The 23,980-nt window shown below is 66.8% G+C and carries 11 protein-coding genes, 1 tRNA gene, 3 rRNA genes and 2 pseudogenes; 1 reads left to right on the forward strand and 16 read right to left on the reverse strand.

Annotated features, from left to right (window positions below; all coding sequences use genetic code 11):
- Positions 1-218 precede the first annotated feature (218 nt).
- From CWS50_RS11135 to CWS50_RS11190, 12 genes and pseudogenes are all read right to left on the reverse strand, one after another.
- Positions 219-1,326: pseudogene (locus tag CWS50_RS11135) on the reverse strand (IS630 family transposase).
- 908 nt (positions 1,327-2,234) lie between these two features.
- Positions 2,235-3,089, reverse strand: coding sequence for a hypothetical protein (locus CWS50_RS11140; protein WP_127842846.1), 855 nt, complete (start codon positions 3,087-3,089; stop codon positions 2,235-2,237).
- Positions 3,086-4,666: a carbamoyltransferase C-terminal domain-containing protein gene (locus CWS50_RS11145; RefSeq protein WP_127842847.1), complete on the reverse strand. Its 1,581-nt coding sequence runs from the start codon at positions 4,664-4,666 to the stop codon at positions 3,086-3,088. The genes CWS50_RS11140 and CWS50_RS11145 overlap by 4 nt, the downstream gene beginning before the upstream one ends.
- Positions 4,663-5,754 (reverse strand): glycosyltransferase, encoded by a 1,092-nt coding sequence (locus CWS50_RS11150; protein WP_127842848.1) that lies wholly within the window; start codon positions 5,752-5,754, stop codon positions 4,663-4,665. Before CWS50_RS11150 ends, CWS50_RS11145 begins: the two co-directional genes overlap by 4 nt.
- A gap of 29 nt (positions 5,755-5,783) precedes the next feature.
- Positions 5,784-6,563: a geranylgeranylglyceryl/heptaprenylglyceryl phosphate synthase gene (locus CWS50_RS11155; RefSeq protein ID WP_243118567.1), complete on the reverse strand. Its 780-nt coding sequence runs from the start codon at positions 6,561-6,563 to the stop codon at positions 5,784-5,786.
- Positions 6,564-6,568: 5 nt separating this feature from the next.
- Entirely contained in the window at positions 6,569-7,726 is a 1,158-nt protein-coding gene (locus CWS50_RS11160; RefSeq protein ID WP_127842850.1) for a glycosyltransferase family protein, read from the reverse strand.
- Positions 7,726-9,534: an asparagine synthetase B family protein gene (locus tag CWS50_RS11165; protein ID WP_164860136.1), complete on the reverse strand. Its 1,809-nt coding sequence runs from the start codon at positions 9,532-9,534 to the stop codon at positions 7,726-7,728. Before CWS50_RS11165 ends, CWS50_RS11160 begins: the two co-directional genes overlap by 1 nt.
- A gap of 564 nt (positions 9,535-10,098) precedes the next feature.
- Positions 10,099-11,317 (reverse strand): annotated as a pseudogene (locus CWS50_RS11170) (IS110 family RNA-guided transposase).
- A 339-nt stretch (positions 11,318-11,656) separates the two neighbouring features.
- A 5S ribosomal RNA gene (rrf, locus tag CWS50_RS11175) occupies positions 11,657-11,773 on the reverse strand.
- A 211-nt stretch (positions 11,774-11,984) separates the two neighbouring features.
- Positions 11,985-15,173 (reverse strand): 23S ribosomal RNA (locus tag CWS50_RS11180).
- 539 nt (positions 15,174-15,712) lie between these two features.
- Positions 15,713-17,286 (reverse strand): 16S ribosomal RNA (locus tag CWS50_RS11185).
- The 16S, 23S and 5S rRNA genes sit together here, the layout of an rRNA operon.
- A gap of 507 nt (positions 17,287-17,793) precedes the next feature.
- The gene (locus CWS50_RS11190) at positions 17,794-18,270 is read right to left on the reverse strand and encodes a DUF4342 domain-containing protein (protein ID WP_127842852.1); all 477 of its coding nucleotides are present in this window, start codon (positions 18,268-18,270) and stop codon (positions 17,794-17,796) included.
- Between the two features lie 357 nt (positions 18,271-18,627).
- Between CWS50_RS11190 and CWS50_RS11195 the strand changes: the two genes are divergently transcribed.
- The gene (locus CWS50_RS11195) at positions 18,628-19,368 is read left to right on the forward strand and encodes an SDR family oxidoreductase (RefSeq protein WP_206610413.1); all 741 of its coding nucleotides are present in this window, start codon (positions 18,628-18,630) and stop codon (positions 19,366-19,368) included.
- Positions 19,369-20,182: 814 nt separating this feature from the next.
- Here CWS50_RS11195 and CWS50_RS11200 read toward each other — a convergent pair.
- The 4 genes from CWS50_RS11200 to CWS50_RS11215 all read right to left on the reverse strand — a co-directional run bounded on the left by CWS50_RS11200 (position 20,183) and on the right by CWS50_RS11215 (position 23,874).
- A tRNA-Ala gene (locus CWS50_RS11200) sits at positions 20,183-20,255 on the reverse strand.
- Between the two features lie 100 nt (positions 20,256-20,355).
- Complete coding sequence (locus CWS50_RS11205; protein WP_243118314.1) at positions 20,356-21,627, reverse strand: hypothetical protein; 1,272 nt, start codon at positions 21,625-21,627, stop codon at positions 20,356-20,358.
- A gap of 221 nt (positions 21,628-21,848) precedes the next feature.
- Positions 21,849-22,544 (reverse strand): GNAT family N-acetyltransferase, encoded by a 696-nt coding sequence (locus tag CWS50_RS11210; RefSeq protein WP_243118315.1) that lies wholly within the window; start codon positions 22,542-22,544, stop codon positions 21,849-21,851.
- 118 nt (positions 22,545-22,662) lie between these two features.
- Entirely contained in the window at positions 22,663-23,874 is a 1,212-nt protein-coding gene (locus CWS50_RS11215; RefSeq protein ID WP_127842855.1) for a molybdopterin molybdotransferase MoeA, read from the reverse strand.
- Positions 23,875-23,980 lie beyond the last annotated feature (106 nt).

The following is a 23,980-nucleotide window of genomic DNA, read 5'->3' on the forward strand; positions in this document are numbered from 1 at the left end:
AGCGGCGTGCGAGGGGCGCGCAGTGGAGATGCGTCCCCCGTCAGTTGATTGACGCCACATGCGTCACGACTAGTGCCTGACACCTCGACGGACCGAGTGATCCCAACTGTCCCATGGTGCTGGATGCACGACGCGCCACTCGCTGGTACAACGCCGTGGATCCACAGGATCATGATCTCATCCTCCTCCGACGTGCAGGACTCGCCGACAACACAGCCCTAGTGTCGCGTGCTTGAAGTTGTTGGACGGTTGGCTTTGGTGAGTACCTGTTGGGCGGTCCTGGTCCAGATGAAGGGGTGGGCACGTTTGTTCCAGGCGTTGACGTAGGTGCGGATGGTGTGGTTGAGGTCCTTGACCGACCTGGACACCGAGCGTCGTAGCGCCTGGCGCTCCAGGAGGGAGAACCAGACCTCGACGAGGTTCGTCCAGGAGGCGTGGGTGGGGTGAAGTGGACGTGGAAGCGTGGGTTGGCCTCCAGCCAGGCACGTACGTCCTTGTGCTTGTGGGTGGCGTAGCCGTCCATGATCAGGTGCAGCTCGACGGGGCGGCCCTGCTCGTCGACGGCGTCGTGGTGGGCCCGCTCGACCTGGCGCAGGAAGGCGAGGAGCTCCTGGTGGCGGTGCCTGGGCCTGAGCGCCGCAGTGACCCGGCCGGTGGCGACCTCCAGGGCGGCGAACAGGGTGGTGGTGCCGTGCCGGTGGTAGTCGTGGGAGCGGCGCCCGATCCGCCCGGGCTGCATGGGCAGGACCGGAACCGTCCGGTCCAGGGCCTGGATCTGGGACTTCTCGTCCACGCTGAGCACGATCGCGCTGGCCGGGACGTCCTCGTTCGTGCTCAGGTAGAGCCCGCAGACGTCGGTGACCTTGCCGACGAACTCGGGGGCGGTGGAGAACCGGAAGGACTGCGCCCGCCAGGGCTGGATCCCGTAGGCCCGCCAGGCCCGGGCCACCGTGGCGGGCGAGACCCCCAGGCGGGGTGCCAGCAGGCGGGTCGACCAGTGCGTGATCCCCAACGACCTCGGGGGTGGGGTCAGTGTAGCGGCCACCACCCTGGCGTGGTCGACCCGGCGGGGCCGTCCCGGGCGCGGGGCGTCGTCCAGCCCCTCCAGGCCCCTGGCCAGGTAGCGGCCCCGCCAGGTCACCACCGTCTGGCGCGAGACCCCACGCGCTGGGCGATCTCGGTGTTTGACACGCCCTGGGCCGCCAGCAGGACGATCCGCGACCTGGCAGCCAGGCCAGACCGCACGCTGCGCGACCGGGTCCAGGACTCAAGGACCTCACGGTTGCCCTCACGCAGCACCAGACCAGGAGCAGGACGATTCGCCATGCTCCCGATCTTTTCACAACACCAACCGTCCAACAACTAACGACACGCGACACTAGGGTTATCAGGTCGCGGGGTCCGCTCTTAAGTCCCACGTTCATGCTGGTGCGCCGAGAGCTTCACGCCTGCCACCGTATGCAGCAGGCGGCCGTACTCTTGCACGGCGTAGTCTCTCCACCGGCCATACACGTGGTGGTGTCGAAAGTACCGTGAGGAACTAACGATGGACATAACGTTGGTGATGCGTTTCCATACAGGAGCTGAAACTGGTTCCCATCCTCGCCATGCTCCAATCATTGATGGGTAGTCCCCCGCACGAACCACAACGGGACAAACCTGAAAAAAAGACACCCGTGCGACCCACGGGTATGGCCAGTCCGCGACACCCGTGACGGGTCCGTCGACTGGGTACGTACTGATCGCCGCACGATTGAGCATATACCCCACCGCCCCCTCGGGCAGGCCCACAGGACGACGCAACAACGGGTGCCCGAACTCCGGCAACGTCCTCAGCAGGGGGTCGCGGTAGAGACTCAGCGCTACCGGTCTTGCGAACGACAGGCGCAACAAGCGTCGCAACACATCCCCGAAGCCCTCCTCAATCTCGGCGTCATCCTCAAGGAATACTCCCCAGGGCTGGTGGTCAGCATGAGCCAGCTCGACCGCCGAGCGGTGCGCCAACGCTGCGGCAACCTCCCCCGGCAGAAGGGCTCGGTGCTTCAGGACAGCCGATCGGGTGGCATCAACAAAGTCTGCGGGCAGGCGTTCCAGGAGATCCCTGGGACAGCCCGGAGTAAGGGTCGGGAGACATCCTTGGGACCGTAGGTCATCAACCAGCCGTGCGTTTCTGAGGCCGTCCGGCGGGCCTACGATGTATACGTGAGGCGACAACGCCCCTACGGGATGCTGCCTCATCGGAGGTAAACCGGTCCTAAACCATCTACAGTTGAGGCCAGGTCGTCCAGATGCCATCGAATAACAGGGGCGAGGTCGATGTCTGGGTCCTGCGCCGACGCAGCGTCGATGCCTTCCCGGGCGCACTTCCTCGCCAAAGCGAGCAGCTCAGCGCGGCGCTCGTCGTCGTCGCCAACGATATAGCGCAGGTTGCCCACACGTTCATGGTGCTTCTCATAGTCCGCCCAGTCGTCACTCATCGCGATGAGGATGCCCAGCGCTCGGCCTGCTGCGGCCGCGGAGGCGGCCGCAGCAGGCCGCCCTCCCGCCACGCATGCCAGTCGTCCGTACATGGCGAGAAAATCTCCTCCGAATCCCAAAGCGGCCTCCGCCCACTCAGCCACCGAGTCGGGCGGCTTGCGTCCGCCTGCCACCATCTGTCGACAGACAGTCAGGAGAGACTCTTCCAAGTCCCTCAGCAGCTCGACAGCACTTGGGGCGGACCTGGCAAGCAGCGTAGTGGCCCGTTGGCAGAGTGCCACGGACGCACAGACGAGCTCTGTTCGCGACAGGGGGGTGTCCCCGTCGATTGTGTCGTCCATCAGCTTCATTCCAAAAATATGCATTGCTAGCGCTGGCGCCAGCCTGGTGGTGGTGTCCTCATCGAGCCAGGCACACATCATCGTGGGAACCCGAAAGTAACCGCGTGCGTGAAGCACGCGCGCGCAGACTTCGTCGCACGCGTCCACATCATTCAGGACTGCGGTCGTCGCGCGCTGGCATTCTGCCTGCGCATCGTCCAGGCGGCGACCAAGATCAACCAGGTAGAGGCGATCGGCCGGTTTCAGGTTGCTGGACTGCGCTTCAGTCACAGCTGCCTCGCCATGAAGTCGCCACTCACGAACAGATCGACTTCCGTCCGCAGGAAGTCGGTCAGCATGTCGTCGGTGGTCTGAGCGATTGACCGCCCAGCCGAATTGAGGGAGGTGTTGATCAGTCCAGGCACTCCCGTGCGTGCCGAAAAACTCGTAAGCAGGCTATGCAGCACAGGATCGCTGCTCCGCGACAGGGTCTGCAGGCGGCTCGTGCCGTCACGATGCCGTGCCTCCGGCATCATTGATGCTGGAATCTTGTAGTCGAATAGCATGTGAGGGCTGTCGGGGCATCCCGGCAGCATCTCGGCGAACCTCTCCTTCGTCATCAGTCCCGCTAGAGGACGATACCACTCGCGCGCCTTCAGTCTCTGTGAGACCCTCTCCTTCATGCCTTTGATACGAGGATTGGCGAGCAGTGACCTGTGGCCGAGTGCTCTCGGCCCGCTCTCTGCGAGACCGTGGTTCATTGCGACGACTCCTCCCTCGGCCAGAACCTCCACCACAGTGTCCTCGTCGTAGGCGAGCGGAGTCAGGTTGCCTGCACGAAGCGCCTCACGACGCTGCGACGGCGTTTCTTCGACGCCGACGTTGTAAACCGAGAAGGGAAGCAGGTGGCTTCCTGATAGCAGGTACCAGGCGTAGGCGGCAGCACCCAGAGGGTGACCAGAGTCGTTACATGCCGGGGCGATAGACGGTGCCAGTCCGTGAATATCTCGCAGCGCAGTGTTGGTGACGATATTCAGGGCGCAACCGCCTCCCAAGGCCAATGCGCCACATTGATGGCGCTCCATCGCCTCAGCTACGGTCGAGGTGACAGCCTGGGTGAAGAGTTCCTGGAAGGTGCATATTATGTCGGCTCGCCGCTGGAAGCCGTCCGCGAAGTGGGCGTCACGCAGCTCGGTGGCGACGTCGTAGGCGTAGGAGCGGTCAGTGACGATCCTGTCCGGTATTCCGACCAGTTGTTCGCGAATAGCCTTGTCAGGCTGGCCGTAAGCCGACAACGCCATCAGCCTGCCCGCTACGCCGGGGCTGTTCCCCATGTCGAATAGCACGCCCATGCCGGTCCAGCCAAGTCCGCGGCCCCACCAGGGAAGGACGTCGCTGTCAACCCAGTCCAGGTGGCCGTCGCGATAGGTGAATAGGGCATTCTGCGTGAACTGTCCCTGACCTTCGTTCACAAGGACCAGACAGTCCTCGGCGTATCCAGAGTAATGGGCGGCCAGCATCGCGTGGCTGACCTCGTGGGTGACCACTATGCACGGTAGTCTCTGCCCCCTGATCTCACACGTCGTCTCCACGTGAAGCTCGCGCCGTCCCCGCAGGCGCTCCATAACCTGAGCCTGATCTGGCACCGTCGCCGCGGGATGACCGATAGGTGTTGTCAGCGCGACCCAGTCGAAGCTGTTCAAGGGGTGCTCGGGCTGACTGGTGACAGCGCCTATGGCCAAGTCGACCCTGTGGTCGTATCGACGCCGAGTGAGTCGTTCCGTCTCGATGCTGTAGATAACGCGCCCATCCTCGACTACGGCGGCGCCGCTGTCGTGACCAACGGAGTGCAAAGCAAGAACTTTCATTTCTCATTCCTCCTTGTTGTGAGAACGGCATTCCGATCAGTTGTTGTCGGACTTCCCCACCCGATCCCGCTGAGCGGGAGCCTGAGCAGTCCCCTCAGGGCCAGCTCGCCAGCCAGCAGAAGAGTGCTGAGGACATGGACCCACGAGTACAGGCAGCGCTCGAGTGTCGTTGTGCTGATCCGCCCCTCCCGCAGGGTGATCGGCAGGAGGCTCACGCCGTTCAGCAGGCAGTGGTGAAGGTAGCAGCGACTGACCGGCGCCGGCGCCTCCGCCATCAGCAGCAGCTGCCCGATGCGTTGGCGCCGCAGACGTCGCAGAGTTGACGAGAGAGCGCCTCCGACGATGTAGCTGACCGAGGCTACGGGCACCAGGCGCATCCTCCACAGGGCGTTGTCCGCTGCTGGGTCCAGCAGCTGGAAGCACACCCAACCGTCGTCGCTGGCGTAGCGCTCCGGTATGCCGCGCCCTATAACGTCTGCCGTTACGATCATCGCGCACCCATGGGGATAGTTCATCGCTGATGGCATGACCCCCTTGGCTCGCGCCAGCGCGTGGCTTGTCCGGTGAGGTGAGCGATGAGGTACCTTCGTGGCACCTACTGCAGCTGGTGCTGGCATGCGTCGGATCTCCTGCAGGAGGCGGGTGAGCGTTCCCTGGCCCAGCTCCACGTCGTCGTCGACCCACCCCACGAAGCGCACGGTCGGCGCCGCGAGCCGGAAGGCGGTGTTGAGCGCTGCGATCTTGCCGGCCCTGGAGGCGACCACGGTGGTGATGTGCTGGTCGTCAAGGGCGAGGAGGGCGTCCCCATGTGACTCGGCGAGCCGTCGCTCCTGGCTGCTGGCGTACTGGATGACGACGACCAGCGCGACCTGGTACCCCTGCGCCCTCTCTGCGGCGACTGCCTGGGCCGAGAGTTCGCGAGCTGTGTCCGTGAGCGCCTCTGGCGACAGGCGTGCGGGCCGCGTGGGCAGGACCATCATCACGTCGCCCCCTATCGCGAGCTCGGCGAGCGGGCGCCATCCTCCTGATGCACGGTACCGGGCCGTCCTGTCATGGTTGGGTGCGTCGGAGACACCGCGCGAAATCATGCGACGGAGGAGGGCGGTGCCAGCCACCGTCACACGCTCCTCATGGTGAGGAGGTCGGGCATGCGTTCGCGCCAGTCGGGTCCTTCGCAGGCGCCGGCGAACCCCACGAAGTCTGCGCCTGCATCCAGGTGCTGCGCTATGTCCTCGCCGGTGCGTATGTTGCCGCTTACGAAGATCAGCTGGTCAGGAAGAATCTCCTCTCGGAACATCGTGCACGTCCGTGGGTCCACCCTCTGGTTCCTCGAGTAGAGGTAGACCATGTCCAGGCCGAGCACTCGCACTAGGCATGCGGTCTCATGGACGGCCTGACGGCTCTCCTCCAGGCTGTACGTGCTCAGGACGGACTCGCTCAGGTAGTCCGGGCCCACGGTCAGTGCGGCGCACAGGATGGGCTCGGGAGGCGTGGCGCCGGCCAGGAGGGCGGGCCACCGGGCGGCTGATTCCAGCAGGCTCTGCCATACGAAGTAGGGGTCCCGACTCATGAGGAGCGCCGGCCACAGGTATCCGGCCGCGCCCTGGACGACGGGAAGGCCTTCTCCGCGGGTCGGAGGAAAATGCAGGAGAGTCGGCACGGAGACGGCCCTGCTCACCTCTGGGACGAGAGTCGTCATCCGTTCCCTGAAATTGGGGTGGTCGGTGGAGGCGAGGACGATGAACGGGCTACCGAGTTCCTCTGCCGCCTCCGCCCGTTCCAGAACCTCGTCGTCGGCCAGCTTGAACGGGTCGATGATACAGACTGCCGAACCTGTGGTGTCGTGAAGATAGGTCACCAGCTCGCGAGCGCGCCACCCTGGGGTCGCTCCCTGCATCAGGCTCACACTCCTTCGAGCAGTAGGTCGTCCGCGACGCGGAGGACGTTCTCCTCCGCTTGCGCCTGATTCAGCCGGGTGCGGCGAAAACGGTCGCACGCGGCTCGGATCTTGGCGGTCGCGCCGGGTACCCGCCAGAGATCCATGCACCGGATCAGTTCATCAGCGGAGTACACCGTGCGGCCGATATCGTGTTGCAGGACGAATTCCGGCACCCACTCCTCCTGCGGGAGCCCAGAGGGAAGCGCGAGGAGCGGAATTCCCTGGTAGGCCGCCTCGTACACGGTTGCGGGGCTCGCCTTGCACACGAGGAAGGAGCCGGGGGAGCACGATGCTTCTGCGAGGATTTGCAAGTACCGCTCCTGCGGAAGCCGTTCGTGTATCTCCCAGCCCCGCGAGACGAATGGCTTCGACAGAGCGGCCGCCTCGGAGGGCTGGTCCACGGTGAGGTAGACCACCTTAAAGTCGTCCCGCGCCCGAAGAAGGTGTTCGACGGCGTCAGGGAAGACGGAACCGCCTCGGTTGTTGAATAGCAGGATGACGGGACGTCGCGGCTCAGGGGAGCTTGCCGGGGCGGGCGGCATCGAACGGGCGGCGAGCAGGGGACCAGTGACACGCACGCTGGCGCGAGGGAGCGCCACGAGCTGGAGCAGGCGGTCCCTGTTACCCGGCCACGGTACCGAGGTGACGTGAGCGTCCGGGCAGTGGTGCATGGGCATCTCGGCTAGGCCGGGGTTCGTCACATAGTGCCAGATCTTGGTGCTTAGCCCGGTTTCCCGGACCGCCCACACCAGCATCCTGGCGATGACCCCCTTGGTTGCCACGGCGATGTCGGGGCGCTGCCGCTCCAGGTCCTGCACCACGCCACCAAGGTCGACCGGGGGAGCCGTCCGGCTGGTCTCGAAGCCCGGCGGCAGCGCCTCCGCGGAACGACCTGCGAAGCCCCGGTAGGTCCGGTTGAGTTCCTCCCGGCTGTTCGCCAACAGATTTATATCTCGAATCTCGTGCCCGGCGCTTCGCATGAACGGCACAAGATCCTCCGATGCCGTGACGGTGACTGTATGGCGTCCGTCGCGAGCTAGCACTCGGCTGAGGTGGGCAGCCGCCACGAAATTGCCCATGGCGCCCCAGGTGCGCGCGGCGTACACGTTCACGATAGCCATCAGGGCGCTGTCACCCCCACTTCGTGCCCTTGAGCGCATCTCTCCCGCCAGGACTCGTACACGAGCAGCGTCCACAGGATCTGAGTCCGATCCACCCCGCGGACCATGTGGTCCCGGACGAGCTCGTCGACCGTGACAGGGTCCCACCGTCCGGTGTCGCGCAAGCGGTCGCTGGCCAGCCGTGACTCGACGAGCGGGCGCAAGGGGCCTCGCAGGACCGCCGCCAGGGGGGCACGAAATCCCTGTTTCCTGCGCAGCGCCGGGCGTCGACCCACCAGGTCCTTCACCAGCGCTCGCACGGGTGCCTTGCCCAACCGTCCCCTACGGCAGTCCGTGGGGCGGAGCGAGAGCCCCCAGGCGACCAGGTCTTCATCCAGGAAAGGTGAACGCGCCTCAACACCATACGCCATGGTCGCGCGATCGATCTTCGTGATAACCAGGTCAACGAGGAAGCGCCGGAATATGCCATCGCGGGACCGCGCCAGCGCGTCGTCGCGGCTGCGGGCTGTCCGGTGGTCCTCGGGGTGGACGGCAGTGGAGCCGCCGAGGAGCCGGAGGAGGGTCTCGGGTGGTGCCCCTGCGTGCGCCAGCAGAAATTGCTTGTCCGGCGGGGCGCCGACGCTGGCGGCGATGTCGGCGGCGAACGGGGTGATGGGCAGTCCCAGTCCGCGCAGCCTCTGGGATCCCAGGGTGAGGAGCGACTGCCTCACGACCGGGTCGGGCACGCGGCGCAGGAGGTGCAGCAGATGCTGTACCTCAAACCACCGGTACCCGTAGAACAGCTCGTCCGCGCCGTCACCCGTCAGTACCACCTCTGTGTGACATGAGGCCAGTCGTGCGGCACGGCGTGTCACCACCAGCGACGGGTCGGCCATGGGCTCGTCCAGGTCCTGCAGGGCCGCTAGCGACTCGTCCGCGAGGTCGTCCACGTTGGGGTGCTCGACGTGGACACGCACACCCATGTCGTCGGCGAGGAGGCGGATCCAGCGCTCCTCCTCCGACGAGCTCACGACGCAGAAGGCGTCGACCGGTCTTGGGGTTACTCGGTTGAGGAGCGCACCGACTGCCGTCGAGTCAACCCCTCCGCTGAACAACAGCCCTGGCTGCTGCGACAGTGGGACCGTGCGGCGGTCTATGGCGCGGGCCAGCAGGGTCCGAAGGTCCGGTGCCGGTGTGCGGGGTGCTGGTCCGGCCCCTCGCACAGACCGGTTGAGTAGCGCGGAGACCTTTCCGTGCCGAATCGTCATCACCTCGCCGGGGCGGATCTTGAAGACTCCGCGAAAGGCCGTCCCGGGGGCGGGAACGCAGCGTGTGCGCACGTAGTCGGTGAGCACCTCCGTCGCCGGTGGCGGGCTGTCGTGCAGGCCCGAGCTCAGGGCGTCGAGCACGGAGGCGAAGACCACCTCGCCCCGGTCCCCGGCCTCGGACGGCTGCCAGGTGTAGTAGAGCGGCTTCTTGCCGAGCCGGTCTCGTGCCAGGGTCAGCTCGGCCCGCTGGGGATCCCATATCGCGATCGAGTACATCCCGCGGAGTCGGGACAGACTCGCAGCACCATGGTGCTTGACCATGAGTGCTAGGAGGGGGGCCTCCCCGGGGAACCTGGTGTCGGCACCAAACTCCTCTGAGGACAGTTCGCGCGCGTTGTATATCTCACCACTGAATGTGACGGCGGTGCCATCATCGGCCACCCAGGGCTGTTCCGTCGCGTTGGCATAAAGAGGCAGTGCCATGTGCCCGAAGGCGCCGTGCCCCGGTAGTGTCTGGACGCGGGAGCCATGGGGCCCTCGCTGCTCCATGCTGTCGAGCATGGCCGTCACGCGCGGCTCAGTGTCAGGTGACAACCTGGGTGTGACTATACCAGCGATTCCGCACATACGCTCCCCCCGATACTCGCTGGCGGCAGCTGGACACTCCCGTTGGAGGAAGGCATCGTGGAGAACCACCCCCGGAAGTCCTCTCCGCCCTGCTGGCGCCAGGACGCCCGCTCACCACGCTGAGCCGCCAGGAAGTCAAACACCACATCCGGCAGCCCCCACCAGCCTGTTCGCGCTCACGCCACCCGCCTCTCCCGCTGCGGTCTGCGACAGGCGCCAGTAACGGGGCGCCGGTCACCCGGAAATGACAAAATACGATACCCACGCGGTCGGGCGCGAGCGCAAGAACCCACTCTGTTTTGAGATGTAAATCACGTTCACATCCCAGGCCGACGCGCAGGAAGCACCCACCCACTTCCCGGCAGCCGGTCGCTACCGCGCCCCGCCAACCAGGGAAGACAGGATGGCCAGGGCCGCCTCCGGTGCGTCACGGGCTCCTTGCCGGGTGCGGGATCCAGGACGCAGGTGATCAGGCGGGGGGTGGCCCTATGTTGTTTGTCAAGCGGCGGCGGGTAGTTGTTGGGTTGGTTGGGGGGTGTAGAGGGCGCCGTCTCGGGTCATGGCGTAGAGGGTGAGGATGCGGCGGTGGGCGAGGGCGGGCAGGGCCTGGTTGTGGCGCTTGCCCTGGTCTCGTTTGCGCTGGTAGCAGGCGCGGGATGCCGGGTCTGTCCTGAGGGCGGCGAAGGCCGCTAGGAACATGGCGCGTTTGAGCCTCTTGCTGCCGGCGTGGGAGACGTGCTCACCGCGGACGGAGGACCCCGACCGCCGGGTGAGTGGGGTGAGGCCTGCGCAGGCAGGCCAGGTGCGCGCCGGTGTCGAAGGATCTGCCGAGGGTCTCGGCCAGGAAGACGGCGGCGGTCCTGACCCCCACCCCGGGCACCGGTGGCCAGGGACCGGCGTGAGGAGGGTGGGCCTCCACCAGGGCCTCAACCTGGGCGGCGACGTCGTCGCGCTGGGCGTGCAGGAGGTGGTGAGCCGGACGGGGCCCGGGTGGGGCAGCACCACGCCAGCGGCGTCGGTGCCGACGACCACCACTGTCTGCTTGCCCAGGGCGTCGGTGATTGTCTTTGCCCAGGTGGTGTGCCGTCTGCACCCGTTGGCTTTGAGCTTGGCGTCAATACGCGCCCTGCCGGCCTTCTTCAGTGATTGTGGCGTGGGCCAGGCGGCGATCACCTCCAGCACGGCGTCGTGCTCCAGCCACGGCCCCAGCACAGTCTCAAGGGCTGGGTGGATCTGGGTGTACAGGCCCCGGACACGGTTTGCGGTCTGGCTGGTCCTGGCGGGCCAGGTCCAGGTCGAAACCGGTCAACATCGACAAGGAGGCGGCGTCCTCGTCCGAGGTGCTGATGGACCTGAGCGTGTGGGGCGTGGTGCGGGCCGCCTCGGCGATCACGGCCGCGTCTTTTGCGTCGGTCCTGGCGCTGCCTGGTGTCAGGTCCGCGATGCGGCGCATGGACAGGCCGGGCAGGTAGCCCACGGTGGTACCCATGGCCTGGGCGACCGCGACCGCCAGGGCGCCGATCGTCGCCGGCTGGTCGACCGCCACCAGGACTCGGCCGTGGCTGCCGAGCCGCTCGTACAGGCCTCTAAGCCTGGACTCGTCGTTGGGCAGGGCCTTGTCGAGGACCTTCCTCCCGCCGGTAGTCAGGGCGGTCGCCCAGTGCTCAGCCTTACCCACATCAATACCGACGAAGACGTCCACGTCCTCGATACCCATTATTCTGCGCCCTTCCGTGTGCTGGTGGGTCAGCCTGTCAGGCAGACGGTCCCGCACCCACGTTACGAAAGGACTCTAGGGCTAAGGTGCCTCGGTCCGTCCCCCTTATCAGCGGTCACCATCCGCCCGCCACCATGGGTGACAATACCCCCCGGATCATTGCATAGACAGGGGCAGGATATCATACCCACAGCGGCTAGCCCGACCCCGGACCACCAGGGACCACCAACAAGGTAACGGGTGTCCCTTGTCCCTGCTGGCCCCCCGGTGGGGGGTGTCGGTGGGGTAAGGAGCGGGGGGAGGAGGCCGTGGTGGCCTCCTCCCCCCGGGTGGGTGTGTGCTCGGTGGTGTCCTGCTCTCCCGTCCCCTGGCGGGGACAGTACCATCGGCGCTGGCAGGCTTAGCTTCCGGGTTCGGGATGGGACCGGGCGTGACCCTGCCGCTGTGACCACCGAGACGTGGTCCGGGACCCCCAACCCCCCCTTCTGGGGGGTGGGTGGGTGCCTGGCAGCCACCCACCCACCCCTCTGTGTGTGAGGGGGGTGGTGGGGTGGGGTGGTCATGGACCGTACAGCGGGCGCGCCCCCCACAGTGGGGGGGGTCTGTCGTCGTGGTGGCACCAGTGCGTGCTCCTGGCTGGCGCACCAGCACGTGAGGCTGCGCGTGTGGGTGCTTGTGTCGGCCTGTTAGTACCGGTCGGCTCCACGGGTCACCCCGCTTCCACCTCCGGCCTATCCACCCAGTGGTCTGCTGGGGGCCTTCCCACCCCGCAAGGTGGTGGAGACCTCGTCTTGAGGCTGGTTTCCCGCTTAGATGCCTTCAGCGGTTACCCGTCCCGAACGTGGCCAACCAGCCGTGCCCCTGGCGGGACAACTGGCACACCAGAGGTTCGTCCGTCCCGGTCCTCTCGTACTAGGGACAGGCCCTCTCAGGTCTCCTGCGCGCGCAGAGGATAGGGACCGAACTGTCTCACGACGTTCTAAACCCAGCTCGCGTACCGCTTTAATGGGCGAACAGCCCAACCCTTGGGACCTGCTCCAGCCCCAGGATGCGACGAGCCGACATCGAGGTGCCAAACCATGCCGTCGATATGGACTCTTGGGCAGGATCAGCCTGTTATCCCCGGGGTACCTTTTATCCGTTGAGCGACGGCCCACCCGCACGGGGCCGCCGGATCACTAGCTCCTACTTTCGTACCTGCCCGACCCGTCGGTCTCGCAGTCAGGCCCCCTTGTGCGCTTGCACTCACCACCTGGTTGCCGACCAGGCTGAGGGGACCCTTGAGCGCCTCCGTTACCCTTTAGGAGGCAACCGCCCCAGTTAAACTACCCACCAGGCACTGTCCCTGGCCCGGGTCACGGACCGAGGTTCAGGCGCACGCCACGGCCAGGGTGGTATCCCAACAACGGCTCACCACCACGCTGGCGCGCGGGGGTCACAGCCTCCCACCTATCCTGCACAGGCCGGGGCGGGCGCCAATACCAAGCTGCAGTAAAGGTCCCGGGGTCTTTCCGTCCTTCTGCGCGAAACGAGCATCTTTACTCGTAGTGCAATTTCGCCGAGCTCATGGTCGAGACAGCGGAGAAGTCGTTACGCCATTCGTGCAGGTCGGAACTTACCCGACAAGGAATTTCGCTACCTTAGGATGGTTATAGTTACCACCGCCGTTCACTGGGGCTTGGACTCGCCCCTTCACCCCCACACGATGAGGGGGCTGAGGGCTCCTCTTGACCTTCCAGCACCGGGCAGGCGTCAGTCCGTATACCTCGCCTTGCGGCTTCGCACGGACCTGTGTTTTTAGTAAACAGTCGCTTCTCCCTGGTCTCTGCGGCCCTCACCCCTAGCCCGCGCGGGGCCTCAGGGCCCGGGCCCCCCTTCTCCCGAGGTTACGGGGGCACTTTGCCGAGTTCCTTGACCATGAATCACTCGTGCGCCTAGGCATGCTCTGCCCGACCACCTGTGTCGGTATAGGGTACGGGCGGCCGGCACCATCGCGTCGAGGCTTTTCTCGGCACCCCAGGATCACCCTGCTTCCCCCACCCCACCGGGCAGGGTCACCATCACGCCTCACCACCGCCCCCCCACCCCAAACGGGCAGGAGGACCGCCCCCCGGATTTGCCTGGGGGACAGGCTGCGCGCTTGGACGGGCCAAGCCATCAGGCCCGCGGAGGCTACCACTGTGCGTCACCCCTGTTAACACGCTTGCCTACCAGCACGGAGGGTCCCCGCCCCCAGGCCCCCCCACGGCCACAGGCCGCCAGGAGACCACCACGAGGACAGGTCAGCACCCGCGCGTCAGCACGGTCGGTACCCAGCCGGTACGGGAATGTCAACCCGTCATCCATCGACTACGCCTGTCGGCCTCGCCTTAGGCCCCGACTCACCCAGGGCGGACTAGCCTGGCCCTGGAACCCTTGGTCATTCGGCGCTAGGGCTTCCCACCCTAGTATCGCTACTCATGCCTGCATCCTCACTCCCGCACCGTCCACCCCTGGGTCACCCCGGGGCTTCACCCCGTGCGGGACGCTCCCCTACCACCCGCCACCCCTTGGGACCACCCCACCCACAGGCAGGACAGCCAGGGACACGCGACGGGCCCGCGGCTTCGGCGGCGCGCTTGAGCCCCGCTACATTGTCGGCGCACGACCACTTGACCAGTGAGCTGTTACGCACTCCTTCGAGGATGGCTGCTTCTAAGCCAACCTCCTGGTTGTCTGCGCGGCCGCACATCCTTTCCCACTTAGCGCGCGCTTAGGGGCCTTAGCCGGCGGTCCGGGCTGTTTCCCTCTCGACCACGGAGCTTATCCCCCGCGGTCTCACTGCCACGCTCCACCCCGACGGCATTCGGAGTTTGGCTGACCTCAGTAACCCTGTGGGGCCCATCAGCCACCCAGTCGCTCTACCTCCGCCGGGAACCACGCGACGCTGCACCAAAATGCATTTCGGGGAGAACCAGCTATCACGGAGTCTGATTGGCCTTTCACCCCTACCCACAGCTCATCCCCCCGGTTTTCAACCCAGGTGGGTGCGGCCCTCCACGCGCTCTTACACGCGCCTCAGCCTGGCCATGGGTAGATCACCCCGCTTCGGGTCCACGACGCGCCACTGAACCGCCCCTGACAGGACTCGCTCTCGCTACGGCTGCCCCCCACGGGTTAACCTCGCGACACGCCACTGACTCGCAGGCTCATTCTTCAAAAGGCACGCCACCACCCCCCACCACACCGGCAGGAGGCTCTGACGGCTCGCAGGCGCCCGGTTTCAGGTACTCTTTCACTCCCCTCCCGGGGTACTTTTCACCATTCCCTCACGGTACTGCTCCGCTATCGGTCACCAGGAGGTATTCAGGCAGCCAAGCGGTCTTGGCAGACTCACACAGGACTCCACGGACCCCGTGCTACCACGGGAACCCAGCCCACGCGCGCCCAGCCGGCTTCACCTACGGGGGTCTCACCCTCTACGCCTCCCCTTCCCAGAGGACTCGGCTGCCAGCACGAGCACCACGCGGCCCTCCGGCAGAAGAGCCACGGCCAGGCCCCACAACCCCGCACGCGCAGCCCCTGCCGGGTCCACGCACGCGCACGGTTTGGCCCTCCTCCGCTTTCGCTCGCCACTACTCACGGAATATCCTCTCCTGCGGGTACTGAGATGTTTCACTTCCCCGCGTCACCCCCCACGACCCGGGCACACGCCCCGGCCACGGGTGGCACGACACAGCTCGTGCCAGGTCCCCCCATTCGGAAACCCCCGGATCACAGCCCGCCAGCCGGCTCCCCGAGGCTTATCGCAGGCCACCACGTCCTTCATCGGCCCCTGGTGCCAAGGCATCCACCGAGCGCCCACACAAACAAGCACACCACAACACAGCACACAAAGAACACACCACACCACCCGCACCCACACGCCCCACCACCCAGGAACCACCCAGGCCAGCCAGGACACGCGCGCGCGGGCGGCGAAAATCAACACCACGACAGGCCACCACACCAGCCCCCCACCGGCCCACCCAAGGACCACGAACCCCCAACAAACAACGCCAGGGGAACAACCAGGAGGCACAGCACGGCAGCCCGACGCTCGCGCCCGCTATACAGTTCACAACCACCCCACCCACGCCCCAGCCACCACACGCGCACGCGCGCACCAGCCAGGACCAGGCCACCAGGACGCACAGGCCCCAGAACCCGACAGCGTGCCCCGCCACCACCCCAGCACCCCGCACCACAGCACGAGGCCCCAGCAGCCAGCAGCAACCACCACCCCCAGCCCCCAACAACAAGGACCAGGACAGCAGCCGTCCCCTCCCACACCCGCACGGACCACCCACCAGCCACCCCCAGACCACCACAGGCCCAGGACCAGGCACCCAGCAGGCAGCCACCACAACTCCCTAGAAAGGAGGTGATCCAGCCGCACCTTCCGGTACGGCTACCTTGTTACGACTTCGTCCCAATCACCAGCCCCGCCTTCGACCGCTCCCCGTAGGGCCACGGGCTTCGGGCGTCACCGGCTTTCATGACGTGACGGGCGGTGTGTACAAGGCCCGAGAACGTATTCACCGCAGCAGTGCTGATCTGCGATTACTAGCGACTCCGGCTTCACGGTGTCGAGTTGCAGACACCGATCCGAACTGAGACCGGCTTTAAGGGATTCGCTCCGCCTCACGGCACCGCAGCCCTCTGTACCGGCCATTGTAGCATGCGTGAAGCCCAGGACATAAGGGGCATGATGATTTGACGTCGTCCCCACCCTCCTCCGAGTTGACCCCGGCAGTCTCCCGAGAGTCCCCACCACCACGTGCTGGCAACACGGGACAGGGGTTGCGCTCGTTGCGGGACTTAACCCAACATCTCACGACACGAGCTGACGACAACCATGCACCACCTGTGAGGGCACCCCCCACCCCACCAAAAAAGCGGGGCAGGAGAAGACCACGTCTCCGCGGCCCGCACCCACATGTCAAGCCCTGGTAAGGTTCTTCGCGTTGCATCGAATTAATCCGCATGCTCCGCCGCTTGTGCGGGCCCCCGTCAATTCCTTTGAGTTTTAGCCTTGCGGCCGTACTCCCCAGGCGGGGCACTTAATGCGTTAGCTGCGGCGCGGGCGCCCCGGAAAAGAGCCCCCACACCTAGTGCCCAACGTTTACGGCGTGGACTACCAGGGTATCTAATCCTGTTCGCTCCCCACGCTTTCGCTCCTCAGCGTCAGTAACGGCCCAGAGACCCGCCTTCGCCACCGGTGTTCCTCCTGATATCTGCGCATTCCACCGCTACACCAGGAGTTCCGGCCTCCCCTACCGCACTCAAGCCGGCCCGTACCCACCGCACTCCCCCGGTTGAGCCGGGGCATTTCACGGCAGGCGCGACCAGCCGCCTACAAGCCCTTTACGCCCAGTAACTCCGGACAACGCTAGCGCCCTACGTATTACCGCGGCTGCTGGCACGTAGTTAGCCGGCGCTTCTTACCCAGCTACCGTCAGCCCCACCACACGGGCAGGACCTTCTCCGCTGGCGAAAGAGGTTCACGACCCGAAGGCCTCCGTCCCTCACGCGGCGTCGCTGCATCAGGCTTGCGCCCATTGTGCAATATCCCCCACTGCTGCCTCCCGCAGGAGTCTGGGCCGTGTCTCAGTCCCAGTGTGGCCGCCCACCCTCTCAGGCCGGCTACCCGTCACCGCCTTGGTAGGCCCTCACCCCACCAACAAGCTGATAGGCCGCGAGCCCATCCCCCACCAGACCCACCCAAGGCAGGCCCTATCCCGCACCAGCCATGCGACCAGCACGAGCACACCCCGTATTAGCCCCACTTTCATGAGGTTATCCAGGAGAGGAGGGCAGGTTGCTCACGTGTTACTCACCCGTTCGCCACTGACCACACCCACCAAAAAAGCAGGCGCAGCCCGTACGACTTGCATGTGTTAGGCACGCCGCCAGCGTTCGTCCTGAGCCAGGATCAAACTCTCCAAAAAAAACAAGAACAACCACGCGCACGACCACCCACACAGGCAGCCCCACACGCAGCACAACAAACCAGGCAGAACCACCACAGCCCACCACACACACGCGCAGCAGACCACAACAGCCCCACCCACACAGGCATAAAAGAAAACAAGACACACTATCGAGATCTCAAACCAACACACCCACAAGCCAGCCACACCACCACACCAGCAGCAGCACAACCCAGCAAGAGCAACCCGACAACGCACCAAGACTGCTGCAATTACCTCAGAATGGAGTAACCCACACAGCGGAACGTTATTGAGTCTGGTATGCCTCCGTTCCGGGCACTGCCCTTTCCGGCGACAGACGAGTACTTAACCACCTCCGGAACTCCAGGTCAACTTTGTGGCGAGTGACCCTCGACACTCGTTCGCTCCAGCTCCAGGGCAGCCTCGAAACGTCGCCGTCGGCCCACCTGCAGCCAGAGGCTCCGGGCCGACAGCCCTCCTTCCACTCGCCCCGCTCCACCCGCCTCAGTCAGTCTCGCCGGCGGCCGGGGACACCTCATCGGCCCTCCTCTCCCCCGGCGGGAGGGAGAGGAGGGCCTCAGGAGCCGGGTCCGTGCCGGTTGCTGGCACCACTCCGTCCGCCTTCCCACCCGCTCCATAGCCAGCGGCTGTCGTCTCAGGCCCAGCATCAGTACGCTCCACCTCCAAGGTCACCCTGGTGACCATGGCGGCGACAACGCCGACAGCGGCAAGCACTGGTGCGGCCAGGACCGTGACACCTCCGACTACCGCACCAGCAGTCAGCGGAATAGTGAGCAGCTCCCGCCCCGAGGAGTCCCGCAGGATCACGCGGCGGACACTGCCACCTGCCACGAGCTGCCTCACGGTAACGAGAAGCTGGTCCCCAGCCACGTCGATCCACTCCAGGACCGTGCGAGAACCGCCCTGCTGACTGGTACCAGGCTGCTGTCGGTCGCCTGCCCCGGGTGTCTGTGTCGTCATGCGGCCCAGTCTGCTCGCTGTCGCCTGCCCCTGCTATCGGGGAGCACCCTGATCCTCCCCTGGGTCCGGCTCCTGCGGTCCCTAACCTGCGCTGGAGTGCCCAGACAGTGATCAGGCAGCGAGGTCGGCACAGCGGACACCGCCGCACCTACCCGCCCCGGGCGCCTTGACGTCCGTGACACGTCCCGGCACCTCCCAGACGGGGACCGATCACAGCCCGTGGCCCAGGACCGTGACACCAGGACCAAGTAGTGCCAGCATGGTGGTGGCGTTCGCGACGCGCCAGCCAACCATGCAGGACCAGGGGTGTCCGGGACGCCTTCCCATCACGACGAGGTGACACTGGAGGACAGGACCATGCACGACACCATGCGCGACTTCGACGGACGAACAGTCCTGGTCACAGGCGCGAGCGGAGGGATCGGAGGCGCGACCGCGCGCATGCTGGCGGCTCGCGGCGCCCAGGTACTGGCATGCGGACGCAATGAGGAGGCCCTGGGTGCCCTCACCGCCCGGACCGGCGCCACTGCCCTGCGCTTCGACGTCACCAAGGAGGACGAGGTCCGTGACGCTGTCGAGGGACGAGACCTTGACGGCGTGGTCAACTGCGCCGGCTGGGGAGGGGCGATCGAGACGCCGCAGGATGCTGACGTCGAGGTCTTCGACACGGTCATGGCGGTCAACGCCCGCAGCACGCTGCTGGTCACCAAGTACGCCTCGCGGCAGATGATCCGTCACGGCCGGGGCGGCTCCATCGTCAACGTCTCCAGCCAGGCCAGCCTCGTGGGACTCACCGGGCACATCGCCTACGGGTCCTCCAAGGCGGCGATGGACAACATGACCCGGGTCAGCGCGTTGGAGCTGGGCCGCTACAACATCCGTGTCAACAGCGTCAACCCGACCGTCGTGATGACCCCTATGTCTGCCTGGTACTGGGGGCGGCCCGAGATCGAGGGCCCATTCCTTGAACAGATGCCGTTGGGGCGGTGGGCCTCCGAGGACGACATCGCCGGCCCCATTGTCTTTCTCCTCAGCGACCAGGCGGCCATGATCACCGGAGTCTGCCTGCCCATCGACGGGGGCTACACCAACAGGTAGGCACTCTGCCCTGATGCCGGTGGCGCCGACCGGCAGACGCCGGCGGGCGCCACCGGCCACGCGGCCAGCCAGCCGGGGTCAGCAAAGCAGGGGTCAACAAAGTACCAACCTGCGAGATGCGAGACTCTAGGACCTCACCCAGACCGTGGCCACCTCCAGGCTCGCCTCAGCCATGGGATGGTTCTGGACCTCCTACTCCATCGGCATCGACGTGCTCGGAGCCTACCTGCCCAGCTGGATCGTGCCCGCCGTCGGGGACTACCGCGCCCTGTGGATCTCACTGCCCTGGGCGAGCATGGGCACCATCATCTGCCTCACGCTGCTTCTGCGCTGCAAGGACCCTGACCTTCTACTACGTCCCCCAGGTCGTCGGCGGCAACCTCTGGCTCCTGTGCGCTGCCGCCACGCTGCTGGGGATGGGCTTTCCGCCCTCGTTCCTACGGGCGCAATCGTCCCCGCTGTCGCCCCGGAGCACCGTGGTGCGGCGATCTCGGCACACAACCTGGCCTCAGGCCTGAGCGCCTTCCTCGGCCCTGCCATCACAACTGCGCTGCTGCCTTCGCCGGCTTCGGCGGAGTGTGCTGGGCCTACGCGCTGCTCCACCTGCTGGGCTCGCTCATCACAGTGTTCATCCACCCGCCCCAGCCGGGCTTCACCCCCGAGGGACGTTGGCTGGGGCAGGACCCCTGAGCACGCCATGACGACCTAGCACAGGAGACTTGACCGCAGTGGGGACACCAGCATCGTGCTCAGGCAGGCAAAGCAGGCACCGCGTGACCCACTCCAAGGCCGATCCTGACCCAGTCGTTCCTTGTGGAGCTAGGGGGACTCGAACCCCCGACCTTCTCATTGCGAACGAGACGCGCTACCAACTGCGCCATAGCCCCAGGTGCCCCATGATGGTAGCACCACCGCCGTCGCCTACGCCAACGGCACCTGCGGTGAGACCGCCCACCCAGCAGCCAGCAGGCTCACCGACCTGCCGCTTTACTCGCCTGCCGCACGGCGACGCTCCAGGACGGCGTCCAGGTCGATCGGCTGGAAGTCACGCTCCTCAAAGTCCGGTGCGGCAAAGGTCCTGACCCGGTTCGGACGGGCTGGCACCGGGGCGGAGCCGCCCTGCTCCACCACCGGCTCCTCGTAGGCACGTCGAGGCGCCCGGGCAGCGAGCGTGTAGGTGGGGGCAGGAACATGGACCGGGCGCCAGCCCTGGGGCGGCGTCGCCGTCGGGACCTCAGCACGCCCCTTCCCCGCACGCCCCCGGCTCGGCTCGTCCTGAGTGGCGTCCTGCCGCGCGCCAGCCGTCGGGAGGTCGCCTGCGGTGACGGCCCGGCCCACCGAGGCGCCGTCCTTCACCTGACCCACAGCCTCGGCGTCACCACCGTCACCTGCCTCAGGCGGTGAGGCAGGGCTCTTCCGCAGCTCCTCCGACAACCCCGCCCGAGAGGCCTGCGGGCCAGGCCGCCGACTCACGCCGTCGGCGCCCGCCGTCGCGGCGCCCCGCACAGGCGCCGAGGCGGCCGCTGCTGCGTCTGGCACCTCGTCAGTCGTCCTGACCTGGACCGAGGTAGCGGAGCTCTCAGTCCGGGGGGACGTCCTTGACTGCGTCCGCACCCGGAACGACTCCTGGACGAACCGGGGCGCGACATGGACCGAGGCCTGCTGCTGCCCGGACAGGACGGCGTCGTCAAAGCCCGGCGCCTGGGTGTGCGACTGCGACTCGGGCTGCGCCTGCGTGCGCAGAGAAGGTCTGCTGGCCACGACTGGCACCGTGGGACGCCGCCCAGTCAGTCCCGTCAGCTCGCGCTCCAGCTCAGCGATCCGGTGCCGCTCGCGCCGGTCGGCCTGCGCCGAGGCCACCGCTGCCCGTCGTCCCGCCACCATGGAGACCCCCATGAGCGCCGTCGGCACCAGGGCGGGCCACCAGGGCAGCACCGTCAGCGCCCCCACGACCCACGCCCCCAGGGAGACCCCGAGCAGGACGCAGGCAAGGACACCACGGTGGGCCGCCGCCACTCGACGATGCTCCCGAGCCTGGGCATGGGCCTTCCGGGCACGCCCGAGCTCACGCTCTGTGCGCAGGGCTCTTACGTTCCTCACCGCGGGCCTGTTCATCGCCTTGACCTCCGGTCGCCGTCGAAAGAGTTCCGCGTGCCCGCCGCGCCCGCACCCACCGTCAGCAACCGCCGCCGTGGCTCCCGTGTCCAGCACCCGCAGCTCAGCAGAGTAGCGGTCCTGGATGTTGGACTGGCCAGTCATCTCACGACGCCGCACCAGAAACGGGAAAAGGTACACAGCGAGAACTGCGACGAGGGCAGCGAACGCCCAGACCTCAACTCCCACATCTCAACCGTATGCGTATCAACGAGCACAGCATCGGAGGAACACTCCGTGCGTCGGCAAGTCGTCGGCCGGGCAGCCGGAAATGTCCACACCCACGTCTACCTTTCAACTCATTAACCACCAGCGTATCGATGACCTCATGAGTCACACGCGCCTCGTGGCCGAGCTCGCGCCTCCAGCCGCGCCACCATCCCCGCGCCACCGAGCTCCTCAGAAAGAACCGCAAAGGACACATGATCGGCCCAGTCCCCGGCTATATGCATAAAAGCACGACGCAGCCCCTCCTCACGCAGTCCCAGCGCGCGGCACAGCGCAATACTGCGCCGGTTCCCCGGACGCACATTGACCTCGACGCGGTGCAGGCCTACCTGGGCTCCCATCAGGTGGTCCACGACCATGGCGACAGCAAGACGCATCACCCCCCGCCCCTCATAGGCAGAGGCGATCCAGTAGCCCACCTGGGCACTGCGCACGGACCCCCACTGGATCGGGTCGGCACTCACCTGTCCCGCCAGCACCCCGTCGACCTCCAGCGCAAAGGGCATAGCCCGCCCCTGCCGGGCGTGCCGCGCCTGCTGACGCACGTAGTCGGGAAACTCGGGCAGGTCCTCCTGCGCCCCGGGAGGGCAGGTCGCCTCCCAGGACGCAAGCCGACCCGCCTCGGACAGGCGCAGCCGGAGCCACTCCTCCTCGTCGCCAGGCCGCAGCTCTCGCAGGCACACCACGCCCGCTCCCCGCACCAGGCCTCGGACAGCGACGTCCTCCTGGCACAGGCGCACAGGCCACCGGTAGCGGGAGGACACCGCCGACCTGCGCCGGGGCAGGTCAGCCACCCACGACCACCACCTCGCTTGAGAGTCCTCCGAGTCTCGATCCGGCTGCCTGCGTGTGGGGACCAGTCTGCGCATACCCTGACCATAGCCGGACGAGAGGCGGTACGCCCCGCCCCCGTCAGGTGTCCAGAAGAAGGCAGTGCAGGGTGTCCCCGGCGACGACGGTGTGCGTGTCCTCCGGGACCACGGCGATCGCGTTCGCTCTGGCCAGGCCATAGAGCCGCGCGGCCCCAGGCTGTGCCGTCGGCTCAGCACGGTACCCGCGCGAGGGGGAGCCGACCAGGCGGACCGGGACGAACTCGCGCATCCCCGCCGGGGAGTGCCAGCCCACCGACACCGCGGCGGGAAGAGAGCCGCGGTGCAGACTGGTGTACCCGGCAACCTGACGCAGGACCGGACGGACAAAGGTCTCAAAGGCGATGAGCGCGCTGACCGGGTCCCCGGGCAGGCAGAAGACCGGTGTGCCCTCGACCGTCCCAAGCCCCAGCTGCCTGCCCGGCGTCATGGCCACCGAGTCGAAGCGGACGGTCCCCAGCGGCGCCAGGACCTCCTTGACGCAGTCGCTCTGGCCTGCCGAGAGCCCACCGGTGGTCACGATGAGGTCGGCCCGCACCAGCTGGTCCTCCAGGGTCTCCTGCACGGCACGCGGGTCATCGGGCACCGCCGCCACCCTGAAAGCCTGCCCGCCGGCCTCGGTCACAGCGGAGGCCAGGGCGGCACCGTTAGCGTCACAGACCTCCTCGACCTCACGGACGGGCGTCGGCTCGACCAGCTCGCCCCCGACCGGGACCACGACGACACGGGGGGCGGGGCGAACAGGCACCCGGCTCAGTCCCAGGTTGGCAAGCAGGGCCACCTGCCTGGCAGTGACCCTGGTGCCTCGGGCCAGCACCGTCACCCCGGCTCCGACGTCCTCCGCACGGTGGCGCACACCATGTCCTCCAGGCACGGCGCTGTAGACCGCGACACGGTCCGCACCACGGTCGGTCTGCGTCCACGGCACCACGGCATCGGCACCCACAGGCATGACCGCCCCGGAGTCAACCAGGACCGCGCAGCCGGGCACCAGCCGGCCGGAGCGCCCCTCCCCGGCCCGCACGGCATCCACCACCCTGAGGGTGACGGGGGCCGCGAGGGAGGCGCCTGCCAGGTCGGCGGAGGCGACGGCGTAGCCGTCAGCTCCCGCCAGGTCGACTACAGGCAGGTCTGCCCCGGCCACGACGTCCTGGGCGAGCACGCACTCCACGGCGTCAGGAAGGGCGACGTCCAGCGGCGCAGCCGCCTGGGCAGTCTCAAGGCACGCAGCCAGGTGCTCGGCGACTGTTCTCATGGCCCCAGGCTACCGCCCAGCCACAGGAACCACCGCGCAGCCCTCACCGTCAGCACCAGCAGGGCGGAGTGGAGTCACGAGTGGGCACACGGAGCACGACAGGTGC

The organism is Actinomyces wuliandei, assembly GCF_004010955.1.
Lineage (GTDB): Bacteria > Actinomycetota > Actinomycetes > Actinomycetales > Actinomycetaceae > Actinomyces > Actinomyces wuliandei.